General features: G+C 69.4%; 12 protein-coding genes. 8 read left to right on the forward strand and 4 right to left on the reverse strand.

The genetic code is table 11. The annotated features are described in order from the left end of the window. Positions 1–900 precede the first annotated feature (900 nt). The 3 genes from HQN59_RS09655 (at position 901) to HQN59_RS09665 (ending at position 3,447) form a co-directional block, all read left to right on the forward strand. Complete coding sequence (locus HQN59_RS09655; RefSeq protein ID WP_176068617.1) at positions 901–1,908, forward strand: patatin-like phospholipase family protein; 1,008 nt, start codon at positions 901–903, stop codon at positions 1,906–1,908. 203 nt (positions 1,909–2,111) lie between these two features. Next, positions 2,112–2,336, forward strand: coding sequence for a hypothetical protein (locus tag HQN59_RS09660; protein WP_176068619.1), 225 nt, complete (start codon positions 2,112–2,114; stop codon positions 2,334–2,336). A 244-nt stretch (positions 2,337–2,580) separates the two neighbouring features. Continuing rightward, on the forward strand, positions 2,581–3,447 hold the full coding sequence (locus HQN59_RS09665) for a 2-hydroxyacid dehydrogenase (RefSeq protein ID WP_176068621.1): 867 nt from the start codon (positions 2,581–2,583) through the stop codon (positions 3,445–3,447). A 338-nt stretch (positions 3,448–3,785) separates the two neighbouring features. On the opposite strand, the gene HQN59_RS09670 is transcribed toward HQN59_RS09665, so the two are convergent. Both HQN59_RS09670 and HQN59_RS26680 read right to left on the reverse strand, forming a co-directional pair. Next, entirely contained in the window at positions 3,786–4,361 is a 576-nt protein-coding gene (locus tag HQN59_RS09670; RefSeq protein ID WP_176068623.1) for a PEP-CTERM sorting domain-containing protein, read from the reverse strand. A 119-nt stretch (positions 4,362–4,480) separates the two neighbouring features. Next, entirely contained in the window at positions 4,481–6,856 is a 2,376-nt protein-coding gene (locus HQN59_RS26680) for a S8 family serine peptidase (RefSeq protein WP_176068625.1), read from the reverse strand. A gap of 1,526 nt (positions 6,857–8,382) precedes the next feature. Between HQN59_RS26680 and nirB the strand changes: the two genes are divergently transcribed. Genes nirB through HQN59_RS09695 form a run of 4 tightly spaced genes read left to right on the forward strand, consistent with a single transcriptional unit; the run spans position 8,383 to position 13,864 of the window. After that, a complete protein-coding gene (gene nirB / locus HQN59_RS09680) occupies positions 8,383–10,893 on the forward strand; it encodes a nitrite reductase large subunit NirB (RefSeq protein WP_176068627.1) in 2,511 nt (836 codons plus the stop codon). 19 nt (positions 10,894–10,912) lie between these two features. Beyond that, complete coding sequence (gene nirD, locus HQN59_RS09685) at positions 10,913–11,251, forward strand: nitrite reductase small subunit NirD (RefSeq protein ID WP_176068629.1); 339 nt, start codon at positions 10,913–10,915, stop codon at positions 11,249–11,251. 31 nt (positions 11,252–11,282) lie between these two features. Then, positions 11,283–12,131, forward strand: a complete 849-nt coding sequence (locus tag HQN59_RS09690; RefSeq protein ID WP_176068631.1) for a formate/nitrite transporter family protein — start codon at positions 11,283–11,285, stop codon at positions 12,129–12,131. Then, positions 12,128–13,864: a bifunctional protein-serine/threonine kinase/phosphatase gene (locus HQN59_RS09695; protein WP_176068633.1), complete on the forward strand. Its 1,737-nt coding sequence runs from the start codon at positions 12,128–12,130 to the stop codon at positions 13,862–13,864. The genes HQN59_RS09690 and HQN59_RS09695 overlap by 4 nt, the downstream gene beginning before the upstream one ends. Positions 13,865–14,054: 190 nt before the next feature. Here HQN59_RS09695 and HQN59_RS09700 read toward each other — a convergent pair whose 3' ends face one another. Then, positions 14,055–14,432 carry a DUF4148 domain-containing protein gene (locus HQN59_RS09700; protein ID WP_176068635.1) on the reverse strand — a complete coding sequence of 126 codons (378 nt, stop codon included), beginning with the start codon at positions 14,430–14,432 and terminating at the stop codon, positions 14,055–14,057. Between the two features lie 259 nt (positions 14,433–14,691). Between HQN59_RS09700 and HQN59_RS09705 the strand changes: the two genes are divergently transcribed. Next, the gene (locus tag HQN59_RS09705) at positions 14,692–15,648 is read left to right on the forward strand and encodes a LysR family transcriptional regulator (RefSeq protein ID WP_176068637.1); all 957 of its coding nucleotides are present in this window, start codon (positions 14,692–14,694) and stop codon (positions 15,646–15,648) included. Positions 15,649–15,739: 91 nt separating this feature from the next. Here HQN59_RS09705 and HQN59_RS09710 read toward each other — a convergent pair whose 3' ends face one another. Further along, a complete protein-coding gene (locus tag HQN59_RS09710; protein ID WP_176068639.1) occupies positions 15,740–16,330 on the reverse strand; it encodes a UbiX family flavin prenyltransferase in 591 nt (196 codons plus the stop codon). Positions 16,331–16,672: the final 342 nt, after the last annotated feature.

Raw genomic sequence — 16,672 nt, forward strand, 5'->3', positions numbered from 1 at the left:
AGATCCGAGGCTTTAAGGCGCTCTTGGGCGCTGGCTCGCCTGAGTGCGCGGTCATGCTCGTCCAGCATGTTGGACGTGACCACACCCTTGATCAGTGCTTGCAGCCCGAACAGCGTTTCGGCCATGCCGCGAGTCGTGGTGAGGCTCTCGACTACTAGCCCCCGCTCGGCAAGGATGAAGGCAGCCTACGCCTGTGCAATGCAGCGCGCGAAGCACGCATCGATCATCCCGCTTCGACGGTCTAGCTAACTTTGATCCAAGAGACCATCAGCATCGCGAGATCGTTGCATTCACGCGCGTGTGCTATGAGCTCGCCGCATTGATCTGCGATCGGATGCTGTGCCCGGTCGCGAGTTCAGAATCCGCCGGGTCCGAGCTTCATGCGTGAATCTCGGTGAGCAGGCGCGGCTTGCGCGGGAGGTGCGGGGATAGCATGGACGGCACTATGCCCGAACCCCTCATCTGTACCGCTGGTGGATCATTGACGAGATCACCCCAAGCGCCGGCTGACGCGATACCGCATGACGGAGGCTGATGTGCTGGCGCGCCACCCCGGAGCGGAGCCCGACCTCGCCAGCTGAGACGAGCGCGTCGGCGGGCCAGCAGAAGGCGCCTCCGCCGTGAACTCGCGCCCCGGCCCTCGTCCGGCAGCAACCGCTGAGCGCCTACTGGGTCAGTACGACCAGGTCACGCGTGACGTAGGCCTCTGCCGCGGTGATCGGATCGAGCCGCGCCGGCAGGCGCAGAGCTCGAAAGCGTCCTGCACCGCTGCCATGTGCCCGAGCTCTGGCTCGTCGGCCCTTATGGGCTCTGCGCACCGCCGGTCCCGGAGCCCTCGGGCAACCGGCGCGGAGCCAGCGTCACAATCCGCCCTCGAGAAGCCTTGCACGGGGAGCGGCAGTGCCGGAACGCAGGAAGGTCGCGATCGCGTGCCAGGGTGGCGGCAGCCATGCGGCGTTCGGCGCCGGCGTGCTGAGGCGACTGCTCGCGCCCGACCTCTGGCCTCGCTTCGAGCTCGTCGGCCTCAGCGGAACGTCAGGCGGGGCGATGTGCGCCGCCCTCGCGTGGGCGGGCCTCATCGGGGGTGGCCCGGACGAGGCGGTCGCGCGACTCACCGCGTTCTGGAACGCGGTCAAGGCGTCCGAGCCCTCGGATGCGCTGCTCAACCTGTGGGGCGTCGTCGCAGCGCGTGCACCGTTGGCGGCCGAGATCAGCCCTTACCTGTATCGGCCGCTCGTCGAGCAACGATTGCGCGAACTGGTCGACGAGCACGTCGGCCTGGCGCGGCTGACGCCGGAGCAGCGTTCGCGCAGCCCCGTCGCACTGATGGTCGGCGCGACCGACGTGCTGAGCGGCGAGCGCTGCGTGTTCGGCGGCCAGGCGCTGACCACCGCCCACCTGGTCGCCTCTGCCGCGATCCCGCCGCTCTACCGCTCGATCGAGATCGACGGGCGTCACTACTGGGACGGGCTCTTCACCAGCAACCCGCCGGTTCGCGAGTTCACCGACCCCTCGATGTGCGCGCACAAGCCCGACGAGATCTGGGTGATCCAGATCAACCCCCAGCGGCAGGCGAGCGTACCGCAGGCGATCGGAGACATCGCCGATCGGCGCAACGAGCTCGGCGGCAACCTCGCGCTCGCGCAGGAGCTGTACTTCATCGAAAAGGTGAATCAGATCGCCGCCCGCATGAGCGCCGCAGCCGTGCCGTCGAGCTACAGCCACATCGGCATCCGCGTGATCGAGATGCCGTTCGGCGACCTGGACCTGGCGTCGAAGCTCGACCGCGACCCGGTGCACATCGACCGGCTGATCACCGCAGGCGTCGAGCTCGGCGGCCGGTTCCTGCAAGACGCCGAGTGGCCGCAGTCGGGGTCGCTGCCGCGCGCGAACCGCTGCATCCCCTGATGCGCCGCCGTGAAGCCTCGAGAGGTCCGGGTGACGCCGCTCGGCGACGGCGCGGTCACGACGCGTCATCGGCGGCGCGGCCGACCCATGACCGCGGTCGGACGAGGTATGCGGCGTGCGAGATTCCTTCGCCCACAGAGCCTCTCGTCTGACGCCCGAAGCCCGACCGGCGGCCGATGATGCAGCATCTTCGGGAGCCTCATATGTCGAAGCAAGACACGGTCGCGGACGCCCCCACGCAGAAACGCCCGACCATCGAAGCGAGCGATGCGCCGAAAGATGTCGCTCGTCCCGCAGCGAACGCGCGCGCCTGGAGCAACGTCAACAAGCTTCCCGGCGCGGGCAAGAAGATCGATGCGCGACGCAAGGTCCCGTCAGGCCCGCTGGGCGGCTCCGGTCGCAAGACCAATCGGTCGCGCTCCTCCTGAGGCCATGACGGCGCCACGGATCACGCGCCATGGTGCCGGCTCCGTAGCGATCGTCCACACAGCGGCGTCGATGTCCGCGGCTTGCAGAGCCTGCGGGGGCGACCGCCCACTCGTGCTGCGGCACCGCTCCCTATGATGGTCACTCGCTGAACGCCCGACGACCCCAGTGACCGAACCCTTGCCCTTCGTCTCGGCCGAGACCGGAAGCTCTGCTCGACGCTGGGTCGACGCGCTGCAGGCGGCGATGCCGGCCGAGACCGTGGTTGCCTTCGAGGAGCTCGATGCAGCGGCGCGGGCCGCGTGCGAGATCGCGATCGTCGCGAACCCGCGGCCGCAGGATCTTCGCGCGATGCCCAACCTGCGCTTGGTGCACAGCGTGTGGGCGGGCGTCGAGCGACTCGTCGCCGATCTGCCGGACACCGGGCTGAAGATCGTGCGCCTGGTCGACCCGCAACTCGCCGCGACGATGGCCGAGGCGGTGCTCGCCTGGACCCTGTACCTGCACCGCGACATGCCGCGCTATGCGCGCCAGCAGGCCGCGCGTCAGTGGCTGCCGCACGATTACGCGCCGCCGGGCCGGCGGACGGTCTCGCTGTTGGGGCTCGGAGCGCTGGGTGCCGCGAGCGCGGCGAAGCTGCTCGACGCCGGCTTCAGGGTGTGCGGCTGGAGCCGCAGTCCCAAGGCGCTGCCCGGCGTCGAATGCCATGCCGGCGACCACGAACTCGTCGCGATGCTCGGACGGACCGACATCCTCGTGTGCCTGCTGCCCCTCACGCCACAGACCCGCGGCGTGGTCAACGCGGGCGCTTTCGAGGCGCTGCGCCGCGGCGCGTCGCTGATCAATTTCGCCCGCGGACCGATCGTCGACGATGGCGCGCTGCGGGCGGCGCTCGATGCGGGGCGGTTGACGCACGCTGTGCTCGACGTCTTCGATCGCGAACCGCTGCCGGCCGATGCCTGGCAGTGGGCGCATTCGGGCGTGACGGTGCTGCCGCACATCTCGGCAGCCACCGACCGGACCACGGCTTCTGCGATCGTCGCGGCGAACATCAGGCGCTATCGCGAATCGGGGATCATCCCGGCGGCCGTGGATCGCGCGGCGGGCTATTGATCGGGCGTCGCGTCGGCGCGGCTGTTGAGCGCTCGACCGTCGCCAGTGCCGTGCGGGAGGCGTCGGGTCCGTCGTCGCGACTCGGGCAGAAGTCGGACCATTGCCGTCCGGCTGCGGCGCATCAGGCGAGCGAACGCCCGTCGTTCGGCGCCCCCCGCGGCTGCGTCGCTTCCGCGCGCTTTCGAGCCGCACCTGCTGCGTGGCAGGCGGGTGTCGATGCGGCGCTGCGCGATCGTTACCTGAGTGCCGGCCATGAAAAAGGCGCCTGCCGGTGTGCGGCAGGCGCCTTCGAGAGACGCGCCGGCGGACGAACGGGTCCGCCGGCAAGCGGCTTGTCGTCAGGCCGACTTGCGACGGCGAGCAATCAGCAACCCGGCGAGGCCGGCGCCCAGCAGCCCGATCGTCGCGGGTTCGGGCACCTGCAGCGAGACGTTGTCCAGCAACAGGACGCCGGCTTGGTCGAGAAAATCGAACGACAGCGTCATGCTGGCCGCATTGGTAAGGCCGCCGAACCGATAGAGCGTGTAGCCGTCGGGCGCCGCGTTCAACAGCGACAGCAGCGTCTGCCCGCCGAAGCTCGCGGTGAAGCTGCTCGGAATGCCGCCATCCGGCTTGAACGCGAACGACAACATCCAAGGCACGCCGGCTCTGCCGACGTCGATGGTCTGCTGGATACCGCCGGTCGCAAAGACCGGTCCGAAGAACGCGCTGCAGTTCCCGCTGTACACGGAGGCGCCGGGGCCCGGGCATTCAACGCCGTTGAAGTCGGACTCGCCAGTCGGGGTCCAGCCGTCGAAAGTGGCGCTTTCGAACCCGCCGTTGACGACGAGTTCGGGCGAGGCGCTGGCGGGGCCGGCGAACGCCGTCAATCCGGCGACGAGAGTCGCGAGGATGCATGGGGCACGCTTTTGCATGATTGTTTTCCTGAGGTTGAAAGTGGGGCCGGAGACCGGTCGATCCTGAGAGGGCCATGACTGCCGCTCCTGACGGACGCTGCGCCCATGGCCGTTCCCGACGGCAGGCTGCCGTGCATTCAGATCGCCGTGAGGGTCACCCGGTTGCCGGTATACGAGATCCGGAGCTGCCGTCCACCCGACGTGACCGACGCGCCTTCGGGCAAGCCCGAGAACGTGCCGACCAGCGTACCAGCCTGGACCAGTGTGAACTGCTGCCCCGGGGTCGGCGCCGTGGCCAAGTCGACGACCAGGTTGCCGCCGAGCGCGACGGTGCCCGTCGCCACGAGGCGCGACGACGTGCCGCCGGCGCCGAGCGTGGCGACGAAGCGCGAACCGAGGGCGATCTTGGCCATGTTGGCGCGCAGCACGTCGCCCGGCTGCACCGTCACGTCGACGACGACGCCGGCGACGCTCGCCGCTTCGGTGGCGCTGACACCCGGCGCCAGCGTGCCACCCGGCAGGACGACCAGCGAGCCGCCGACGCTGCCGGTGCCACCCAGCGTGCCGCCGTTGCTGACCGTCACGCCCGAGCTGTTGCTGCCGACGACCGAAAGCTTCCCGCCGGTGACGTTCGAGCCGCCCGCGTAGGTGTTGTTGCCGGTCAGGAACAGCGTGCCGGTGCCCGACTTCGTGAGCGAGGCGTTGTACTGGCCGCGGTCGATCTTGTCCTGGATGTAGGCCGCGCGGGCGTCCATCCATTCCTTGCGCCACTTCAGAGCGTCGCTGTACGGGATCTTGTCGTACATCTCCGGGTGGCCGTTGGTGATCGCCTGGATCTGCGGATCGTTCAGGATGCCCTGGAGAACGAAGGCCTGCGGGCTCACCGAGCCGTCGGGGTTCAGCACGTTGGGGCTGAAGTCGCCCGCCATGGCGATGCCTTGCTGGCGGTAGTTCGCCAGCCACTGACGGTCTTCCGATTCGCGTTGCTTGATCGCGATCTGGCCGATGTCGTTCGACCAGACGTCGACCGCCGCCTTGCTCATGTTGTAGAGCATCGGGGTCAGGAACTGGCCGGGGCCATGCATGCCCTTGGCCAGATCGGGAATCCCCCAGCCCCAGCGGTCGTCGGGAAGACCGTCGGGAGCAGTCCACGCGATGGACACCCCGGTAGGCGAGGTTTGCCCGGTGCCGAGGAACCGCACGCCGTCGGTCATCTTGTTGTTGGCGGTGGTGAGCATCACCTCACGCGCCTGCTTGGCGTCCATGTTCGGGAAGCGCGACAGCAGCACTCCCATCACGCCGGTCGCGACCGGCGTGGCCGGCGAGGTGCCGCTCGAGTTCGAGTAGGCCGTGTCGCCACCGCTGCTCGTGGTGCGAACGTTGTTCGACGGGGTCGACACGACCCACCACTTGGCAAGGCCCGCCTCGTTGAACCCGAACTGCTTGGTGTACTCGGGGTTGGCGGCGGTCGGCGGCTGCACACCGCCGACGCTCACGAACTGGTTCTCGGCCTGCGGATTGAAGAACGGGTACGACGGGCGGAAGTACGGGTTGCTCCAGTCGTTGTTGCCGGCCGAGCGGACGTCGACGGTGCCGGTGACCTTGATCGCGTTCCAGATGGCGTCCATGAACGACAGCCCCGGGAAGTTGGGGTTGTACTGGATGCCGCCCGCGGAATAGGTCTTCTTGAAGAAGAAGAACTGGTATTCGAGGTCTCGCAGGAACTCGTTCGGAATGGTCGTCGCCATCGCCGTGGGGCTGGTGCTGTCCTTGCCCGCGATCTGATAGGCGTTCGTGCGATTGCCGTTGGCGCCCAGGTCGCGCCCCAGACCGTCGAAGCGGGTTCTGTCGATCGTCTGGACGAACGAGCCCCAGCTTTCGTTGATCGCCTTCGCGCCTGCGTCCACCAGCGCCTTGGTGGCGGTATAGAAGTAGACGTAGTCGTGGAACGGGCCATGCGACTGGGTGTCCGAACCACCGGTCTTGGCGACCACCATCGTCGAGGCGAAGGCGATGCCTTGTTGCTGGCCGACGTTGTCCCGCTTGCCGGAGGTGACGCCGAGCATGCCGGTGCCGTGCGAGTAGTCGCTGGTGCGCGCCTGGTCACCGTCGATGACGAACGGGTCGCCTGCGGTGAACGGGTTGCCCGGGTTCGCCGTGCGATAGCCGAAGCCCGACGTGGCGTAGACACCCGACCCGCGCGCCGAGACGATCAGCGGGGTCTGGAATGCCTCGTGCGTGGGCCGATAGCCCGAGTCCAGCATGCCGATCGTGACACCCTGGCCGTAGTAGCCGAGGGCGTAGGCGGTCGACGCGTTGACCGCGAACAGCTGCCACGGCACGGTCACCGCGGTGCCACCGGTGGTGCCGGTGAAGTTGCCGTATTCCGGCGTTTCCCAGCTCGCCTTGGCCGCAGGCATCTGCTGCGGATTGGTGGCGACGAAGCCCGGGTCGCCCGGGTACGACCACTGGTTCGCGTGAGCAGAAGCGATGGCAAGGCTCAGCAGCGACAACGCGAAAGCCGGAGCGCGCAGAGCGTTCGCCTTCCTGCTTCGGTGCAACTTCGTCGTGTTGCGTTCTAAAGAAATCGTATGAGTCAATTTGTCCTCCGGTCGGGATGATGAGATACCGCGCCGTCATGGCGCCCAGAACGTTCCGGCGTCTGATACGAGCTGCGCCAGTTGCATAACTTCTTGAACGAGGCCTCGCGGCATCGCGTAGTGATTGCTGCGGTGCGAAAGGGTCCGGTGTTTTCTCGTGCGCCCGCGCAACCTGGTTCAGGCCACCCAGCACCACGGGAGCGGCGCGCCGACAGATGAGGCAAGCAGGAGCGGCGGCAGTGCGCGGGCGCACCGTTCGGAAGCATCCGGACGAATGTTTCGAATCGAAACGCAAAGCGCGTGCCAGTGGGAGAGCCGACGCCGGCGACGCAACCCTGGTGCGCGCTGCGTGGATCGGACCCTTCCGGGCGACCGCGAAGCGACGAGGTCGAGGCTGCGGCGAAAGGCATTCGTTTGCAGTGGTTGGTCAGACCAATCGAGACAGGTGCTCTCCTCGTGGTGAACGAAGCGTTGCCGACGGCCGTGCCGGGCCATCGGCAGCGGTCTGCAACGCGGCGACGATGGTAGATGCGGGGCGCTTGGAACGGACCTACCGTTCGTCCACACGCGCGGCTCCCGGCACGTGGCGCGCGCCGGCAAGCAGGGATGCGGGCGCGAGCGCGGAATCGATCGCGAGGGTGTCCCGCACCGGCCTGCGTGCGACGGGCCGGAGGCGCTTGCCGCCGCGGGTCGTGCACGAGCGCCGGCGCAGAGGCGCTCGGCTGCCGCCGGCATCAGGTGCTCCTGCCTCGTGCTTGCCGCATCGTGTCTCCCGGTTCTCGTCGCTGCCGGCTGGGTGCCGGCCGCAGCTCTCCTGTGACGGGCGCTGGACCGTGGCGGCGCTGCAGCGGGCGCGAAGAATACACCTCGCGCCTCTGGAGGTGTGATGGGCCAAGCCCGATGGGGCGAGGCTGCAGGCAGGCTCCATGCGGCGATGCCGAACGCGGCGCGCGGTCGAGCTCTGGTCGTGCGGGTTCGGTCCGTCGGCCGGGCAATCGATCCGGCAAGCGGCGACTCAGCCGGCGATGGCCCGAGATCGCCACGGCCCAGAGCCGAGGCGTTGCTCGCCCGGCGCACCGATCCGGCGTCTCGACGGTGGGTCATGCCCTGTGCGCGAGCCTTTCCGCCTGCGGTCGCTCACTCGCACGCACCGAAGCGGCGTGGCGGGCACCGGCTTGGCCATGTCGCGCTGCAACATGGGGCATGCGCCGTGCGGGAGCCGCCGCGAGCGGGCAGAGAGCCCGCGGCTCGGCTGTCTGGCATGGGGCTTGCGGAATCTTCGCTCGGAAGCTCGGACCCGGGCGCTGCGTGATCGCTGTTCGATCGCGTGCGCCACGGCGGAACGCTCGCGCGGCATCGGCAGGCTGCGGCGACCGCTTCGCTGCACGGTCCGGCGCGCGCGAGGGTCCGCGCAGTGCTCGATTGGGTAGAAAAAGCGTATGCAGATCGTTCTCGTCGGCCACGGCATGGTGGGCCACAAGTTCCTGGAGACGTTGGCCGAAGCCGGCGTTCGGGATGCGCGCGTCACGGTGCTCTGCGAGGAGCCGCGGCCCGCGTACGACCGCGTCCATCTGTCGTCGTTCTTCGCCGGCCAATCGGCCGCGGACCTCTCGCTGGTCGAGCCGGGCTTCTTCGAGCGCACGGGCTTCGAACTGCGCCTCGGCGCGCGCGCGGTCGCGGTCGAGCGACGCCAGAACACCGTCACCAGCGCCACGGGAGAGGTGCTCACGTACGACAAGCTGGTGCTCGCGACCGGCTCGTACCCCTTCGTGCCGCCGGTGCCCGGCCGCGAGCGTGCGCACTGCCACGTCTACCGCACGATCGAGGACCTCGAAGCCATGAAGGCGTCGGGCGCCCGGTCGAAGAGCGGGGTGGTGGTCGGCGGCGGCCTGCTCGGGCTCGAGTGCGCGAAGGCGCTCGTCGACATGGGCCTCGACACCCACGTCGTCGAATTCGCGCCGCGTCTCATGACGGTGCAGGTCGACGACGCCGGCGGCCGGGTGCTGCGCGAGAAGATCGAGACGCTCGGCGTGCACGTGCACACCGGGCGCCACACCGTCGAGATCACCGACGGTGCGGGTGCGCGCCATCGCATGGTGTTCGCCGACGGCAGCTGGCTCGAGACCGACATGATCGTGTTCTCGGCCGGCATTCGTCCGCGTGACGAGCTGGCGCGCCAGTGCGCGCTCGCGATCGGGCCGCGCGGCGGCGTCGTGATCGACAGCCACTGTCGCAGCAGCGACCGCGACGTCTACGCGATCGGCGAATGCGCGTCGTGGAACGAGCAGACCTTCGGGCTCGTCGCGCCCGGCTACGACATGGCGCGCGTGGCGGCGCGCCACATCGCCGGTGAGCCGGACGCGGCGTTCGTCGGCGCCGACCTCAGCACCAAGCTCAAGCTCATGGGCGTCGACGTCGCGAGCATCGGCGACGCGCAGGGCCGCACGCCGCGCAGCCGCAGCTTCAGCTACACCGACGAGCTGCGGCAGATCTACAAGAAGATCGTCGTCAGCGCCGACGGCAGGCAGCTGCTCGGCGCGGTGCTCGTCGGTGATGCCGCCGAATACGGCACGCTGCTGCAGATGGCGCTGAACGGCATCGCATTGCCGGCCGACCCCGAGTTCCTGATCCTCCCCGGCAGCGACGGCAAGGCCAGGGCGGCGCTCGGTGCCGATGCGCTGCCGGCGAGCGCGCAGCTCTGCTCGTGCAACGACGTCAGCAAGGCCCGTGTCTGCGAGGCGGTCGGTGCCAGCGCGTGCACGATCGGCGCGATCAAGTCCTGCACCAAGGCCGGCAGCACCTGCGGAGGTTGCGTGCCGCTCGTCACGCAGGTGATGAAGGCCGAAATGGCGCGGCTCGGCATGGCGGTGACCAACCATGTCTGCGAGCACTTCGCGTACTCGCGCCAGGAGCTCTATCACCTGGTTCGGGTGGGCAACATCCGCAGCTTCAGCGAGCTCGTCGCGAGGCACGGCAAGGGCCTCGGATGCGATGTCTGCAAGCCAGTCGCCGCGAGCATCTTCGCGTCGTGCTGGAACGAGTTCGTCCTCAAGCCCGAACTCGCCGGCCTGCAGGACAGCAACGACTACTACCTCGGCAACATCCAGAAGGACGGCACCTACTCGGTGGTGCCGCGCATGCCCGGCGGCGAGGTCACGCCCGACGGCCTGATCGCGGTCGGGCAGGTCGCCAAGAAGTACGGGCTCTACACCAAGGTCACGGGCGGGCAACGCGTCGACCTGTTCGGCGCTCGCGTCGAGCAGCTGCCGCTGATCTGGGAGGAGCTGATCGCCGCCGGCTTCGAGTCGGGCCACGCCTACGGCAAGGCGCTGCGCACCGTGAAGAGCTGCGTCGGGTCGACCTGGTGCCGCTACGGCGTCGGCGACAGCGTGGGTCTCGCAGTCGAACTCGAGAACCGCTACAAGGGCCTGCGCGCGCCGCACAAGATCAAGTTCGGCGTCTCGGGCTGCACGCGCGAATGCGCCGAGGCGCAAGGCAAGGACGTCGGCGCGATCGCGACCGACAAGGGCTGGAACCTCTACGTCTGCGGCAACGGCGGCATGAAGCCGCGCCACGCGGAGCTGCTGGCGAGCGACCTCTCGAAGGACGAGCTGGTCCGCCTGATCGACCGCTTCCTCATGTTCTACGTGCGCACCGCCGATCGGCTGCAGCGCACCAGCACCTGGCGCGAAGGCCTCGAAGGCGGCCTCGACTACCTCAAGGACGTGCTGCTGCGCGACAGCCTCGGCATCAACGGCGAGCTCGAGACCTCGATGCAGCACGTCGTCGACACCTACCAGTGCGAGTGGAAGACCGCGATCACGGACCCCGCGGTGCGCAAGCGCTTCCGCTCGTTCGTCAACAGCGATCGGCCCGACGAGCGCATCGTCTTCGTGCGCGAGCGCGGTCAGCCGCGGCCGGCACGCGAGGACGAGCGGGTACCGGCCTGAAACGCGGAGGGCACGAGTGATGACAAGCGGAGCAACCGAAGCCACGCAGATCTGCGAGCTCGACGACATCGTTCCAGACACCGGCGTCGCCGCGCGCATCGGCGGCCGTCACGTGGCCGTGTTCCGGATCGGCGCGGACCGCCTGCACGCCATCGACAACGTCGACCCGAAGACCGGCGCGAGCGTTCTCGCACGCGGCCTGGTGGGCAACCTCGGCGAGCGGCTCGTCGTCGCGTCGCCGCTCTACAAGCACCACTTCGACCTGGCCACCGGCGAGTGCCTCGAGCACCCGGAGCTGAAGGTCGCCGTGCACCACGTGCGCCTCGCGGGCCGCTGCGTGCAGGTCGCGCTCACCTGAACTCATCCCTTTTCTACCTCCTGGAAGCACCATGGCCTACGTAGTCCCTGCCGAATTCGTCTCCAAGATGGTCGACGCCGGCGAGTCCAAGCTCGTCATGTCGACGCGCGACACCCTGATCCGCGCCTACATGGCCGGCGCCATCCTCGCACTCGCCGCCGCGTTCGCGGTCACGGTGACGGTGAATACCGGCAACGCGCTCATCGGTGCGCTGCTCTTCCCGGTGGGCTTCTGCCTGCTCTACCTGATGGGCTTCGACCTGCTCACCGGCGTGTTCACGCTGGCGCCGCTGGCGGTGCTCGATCGGCGTCCGGGCGCCACCTGGACCGGCGTGCTGCGCAACTGGGGCCTGGTCTTCGTCGGCAACTTCGCCGGCGCGATCACGGTCGCGGTGTTCATGGCGATCGTGCTGACCTTCGGCTTCTCCGAGGCACCCAACGCGGTCGGGCAGAAGCTCGGCAGCATCGGCGAAGGGCGCACGCTCGGCTACGCCGCGCACGGCGGAGCCGGCATGCTGACCCTCTTCATCCGCGGCGTGATGTGCAACTGGATGGTCTCGACCGGCGTCGTCGCGGCGATGATGTCGACCTCGGTGTCGGGCAAGGTGATCGGCATGTGGATGCCGATCCTGGTGTTCTTCTACATGGGCTTCGAGCACTCGATCGTCAACATGTTCCTGTTCCCGGCCGGCCTGATGCTCGGCGGCCACTTCACGTTCATGGACTACCTGCTCTGGAACGAGATCCCCACCGTGGTCGGCAACCTGGTCGGCGGTCTGACCTTCGTCGGGGCGACGCTTTACGCGACGCACTACAAGACGGCGCCCAAGCGCGACCTCACGACGCGCGCCGACACGCGGGCCAAGCGCGCCGCCGCTTGACGCTCGAAGTCCGTATCGGCCAGCACTCGCTCGCAGGTCCGGGCAAGACCAACCAGGACTTCCACGGCGCGGTGCTGGCGCGCGGCGCCCAGCTCGCGAGCAAGGGCATCGTGGTCGCGCTCGCCGACGGCATCGGCAGCAGCCGCGTCAGCCACGTCGCGAGCGCCACCGCGGTCCGCGGCTTTCTCGACGACTACTACGCCACGTCCGACGCCTGGCCGGTGCGCCGTGCCGCGCAGTGCGTGCTGCAGGCGACCAATGCGTGGCTGCACGCGCAGACGCAGCGCGGCGCCGGGCGCCGCGATCGCGACCTCGGCTGCATCTGCACGTTCAGCGCGCTGGTGCTGAAGGGTCGCGAGGCGCACCTGCTGCACGTCGGCGACGCGCGCGTGTACCGGCTGCATCCGCAGTCTCTCGAGCAGCTGAGCGAAGACCATCGCGTCCGTGCCGACCACGGCGGCACCTACCTCGGCCGCGCCCTCGGCGTCGACCGCAGCGTCGACATCGACTACCTCGCGTGGCCGCTCGAGGCAGGCGAGACCTACCTTCTCGCGACCGACGGTGCGTACGAGTACCTCGATGCCGGGGCGGTGCAGGCGGCGCTCGCGGCAAACGCCGACGACCTCGACGCCGTCGCGGCGGCGCTCGCCCGAGCGGCACGGGCGAGCGGCAGCGACGACGACGCGACCGTGCAGATCGTGCGCGTCGACGCCTTGCCGCCGCCGGCGTCGCATGCCCTGCAGCACGCACGCGAAGGTCTCGTCGTGTCCCCGCCGCTACGCCCAGGCGAGCGCTTCGAGGGCTACACGATCGTGCGCGAGCTTCACGTGAGTCCGCGCAGCCATGTGCACCTCGCACTCGAAGACGCGAGCGGGCGGCACGTGGCGATCAAGACGCCGTCGATCGAAGCCGCCGACGACCCGTCGATGCTCGACCGCTTCATGCTCGAGGAGTGGGTCGCGCGGCGCGTCGACAACCCGCACGTGCTGAAGGCCGCGCGCGACGACGCGCCGCGTCGGCATCTGTTCGTCGCGATGGAATACGTCGATGGCCAGACGCTCGCGCAATGGATGATCGACCACCCCGCGCCGGGCCTCGACGCGGTGCGCGGCCTCGTCGCGCAAGCCGCGCGCGGGTTGCAGGCGCTGCATCGCCAGGAGATGGTCCATCTCGACGTGCGGCCCGCCAACCTGATGCTCGACGCCAGCGGCACGGTCCGCCTCATCGACTTCGGCGCGACGTGGGTGGCGGGGCTCGCCGAACGCGACGCCGAGCCCGCCCCGCAAGGGCCGGCGGGCGAGCTGCAGTACGCGGCGCCCGAGGCGCTGCTCGGCCGTGCGGTCGACGCTCGGGCCGACCTGTTCTCGCTCGCCGTCGTCACCTACCAGCTGCTGACCGGTGCGTTGCCGTATGGGCTCGATCTCGCGCGCACCGGCTCGGAAGCGGACCTGAGCCGGCTGCGCTACGTGCCGGTGGGCGCGCATCGGTCCGACCTGCCGCCGTGGCTCGACCGCGTGCTGCGCAAGGCCCTGCAACCGAACCCCTCGCGGCGCCAGCAGGCGCTCTCGGAATTCATCCACGACCTGTGCCACCCCGGCCCGGAGTTCACGGTCGCGCACCGACGTCCGCTGCTCGAGCGCAACCCTGCTGCGTTCTGGCGTGGACTCGCCTTGCTGCTGGCGGCGGTGCTGGTGCTCGTTCTCGTCGGCATCGCCTTGCGGGCGAACGCCTGAAGCGGCGGTCGGCCTGCCGAGCGGACGTGAAAAAGGCCCCGGTTGGGGGCCTTGTCTCGGGACGTGAAAGCGCGTTGCTGGAATGCCGGGCTCGCCGCGGCGACTCGCGCGGCTGCGATCGGTCGGACCGATCCATGCGGGCGACGCGAGCACCGGCCGCATCGACCCGGACGGGCAATCGCAGGGCTGCTCAGTCGGCGACCGGAGCGTTCGCGCGGTGGTACGTCGCGGTGATCGCGTCGACCGGGCCTTCACCGGCGGGGACCAGCGCGCCGGCGTTGCGGGCCTGGAGCGTCTGGGTCTTGACGTCGGCACGGGCGAGCACCGACGCGGACGAGCGCAGGTTGCCGACCGGGCCCTGACCCGCGGGGATCAGCTCGCCACGCACACGGGCTTGCGCGATCTGCGAGCGAACCTGCTCGCGGCTGACGCTGGAGGTCTGCGCGACCGGGTTGTCGATCGGGCCTTGCCCGGCCGGAGCCAGCGAATACGTGCCTGCATTGGCGAGGGAGGCGCCGTTCAGCAGGGCAATGGCGGTGGCGGCGAGGAGGGTCTTGTTGCTCTTCATGATGCAGTTCCTTGAACGTTGGAGTGGATGGGCACGGCGGCATGGGTTGCCACGCCGTCCTGTCCGCTTCGGTCGCCTGTCCTGGTGGGTCGAGCGCCGATGCAGTCAATGTAGGCCTTGGAGCTCCCCGGACCAAGGCGTCCGCCGCCAAGGCGTCATTGCGCGATTCGCAAGGATCGATCCCCGGCGCGCCGACCGTCGACGCCCGCCGGCCTAGACTCGGGCGCACTGGAAACCATGGCAGCGGGCTGAGAAGGACATGGATCGATTGCTGTCGATGCGCGCGTTCGTGCGTGTGGTCGACGAACGAAGCTTCGCCGCGGCCGCGCGCGCGCTCGACGCGGCACCGGCGGCGGTCACGCGTCTTGTCGCGGACCTCGAAGCCCACCTCGGCGTGCGGCTGCTGCATCGCACGACCCGGCGCCTGGCCCTCACCGAGGCCGGCGAGGAATACCTCGCGCGGGCGCGCCAGATCCTTGCCGACATCGAGGAGGCCGAGGCGCTGGCGACGCGCTCGACGGTGCAGCCGTGCGGGCGCGTGCGCGTGCTGGTGTCGCCGGCGTTCTCGTACCACCAGCTCGCCAAGCACCTGCCGCGCTTCTTCGCGCGGTATCCCGACGTGGCGCTCGACCTCGCCAGCAGTGGGCTGCTCGACATGGCCCACGAGGCCTTCGACGTGTCGCTGCTGATGACGCAGGGCGAGCTCGAGCACGGCGAGTTCGTCGCCCATCGGCTGGCCACCTCGCTCGTCGTGCTCGCCGCCGCGCCGGCGTACCTGGCGCGCCACGGCACGCCGCGGTCGCCCCCCGATCTCGCGAACCATGCCTCGCTGGTGATCAATTCGGTGAGCGTGCCCCGCACCGTGACGCTGCACTGCGACGACCCCGGCGGCACCTGCGACGGTGCCGAAGCCCGCACGAGCGAGTACCTGCCGCGCAGCGTGTTGGCCGCCGAGCACGCCGACACCCTGATGGCCGCGGCGATCGCCGGCGTCGGCATCGCGGGATTGCCGTCGTTCATGCTCGAAGATGCGCTCGCCGCCGGCACCCTGGTGCGCGTGCTGCCCGGCTGGCACTACACCGGCCTCACGCTCTACGCCGCGATGCCGACCCGCAAGTACGTGCCCGCGCGGACCCGCGCGCTCGTCGACTTCCTGATCGAGACGTTCCAGTCGGAAGGCGACCCGTGGCTGCGGGCAACGCTGCCCACCCAGTGAAGCGCGGGGCCGACCGTCGCGTCCGTTCGCGATCGGTCTGACCTTCAAAGAAAGTTCGACCCTGCACGGCGGGTCGCCCGGATGTTGCGGGTCAGGTGCTGTCGTCGCCGCGCTGCTGCAGTCCACTCCAGCGCTTGAGCAGCCCCTGGTGCGGAATGTCGAACAGGTCGAGCGTGCGGCCGACGGTGTGATCGACCTGCTCGTCGATCGTCTGCGGGCGGTTGTAGAACGCGGGGACCGGCGGGCAGACGATGGCGCCCATCTCGGTGACGGCGACCATGTTGCGCAGGTGCCCGAGGTGGAGCGGGCTTTCGCGCGCGAGCAGCACCAGGCGGCGACGTTCCTTGAGCACGACGTCGGCGGCACGCGTCACCAGGTTGTCGGTGACGCCGGTCGCGATCGCGGCCAGGGTGCGCATCGAGCAGGGCGCGATCACCATGCCGGCGGTCGGCCACGAGCCGCTCGCGATGCTCGCGCCGATGTCGCGGACGTTGTGCGCGCGGGTCGCGAGCGCCTCGACGTGCGAGCGCTGCAGGTCCAGCTCCTGCGCGAGCGTGAGCGCCGCCGACGGCGTCATCACGAGGTCGGTTTCCCAACCGGGCACCTCGCGCATGGCCTGGAGCAGGCGCACGCCGTAGACGGCACCGCTCGCTCCGGTGATGGCGACGATGAGGCGGGTCATGTCGCGGTCCTCAGCGGATCTTTGACATCGATCCATGCCGATGTGCGCGGCGCCGTGCTGACGACGTGAGCGGGCGTGGTGTGAGGCGATGGCATGAAGGCGGAGTGCGCGCGTTGGAGCGACCAGGCTTTGAAAGGTGACCGCAGGGCGATGGGCGTGATGATGCGCCTGGATCGAGCGCGTCAGTTTCGCATCGAGCTTTCGCGGCCGCGCAGGGCGGGTGCCGTTCGGCGCTGCGCCGCTCTTGCAGCGGGCAGCGACGGTGTTGCAGGTCCGACCGCGTCGTCCGGATAGCGACGTTGCGTGAAGGAAGCGAGGAGGTTATTCGTGCTCGATGCGTTC

Origin of the sequence: Rhizobacter koreensis (genome assembly GCF_013366375.1) — a bacterium.
Taxonomy (GTDB): domain Bacteria; phylum Pseudomonadota; class Gammaproteobacteria; order Burkholderiales; family Burkholderiaceae_C; genus Schlegelella_A; species Schlegelella_A koreensis.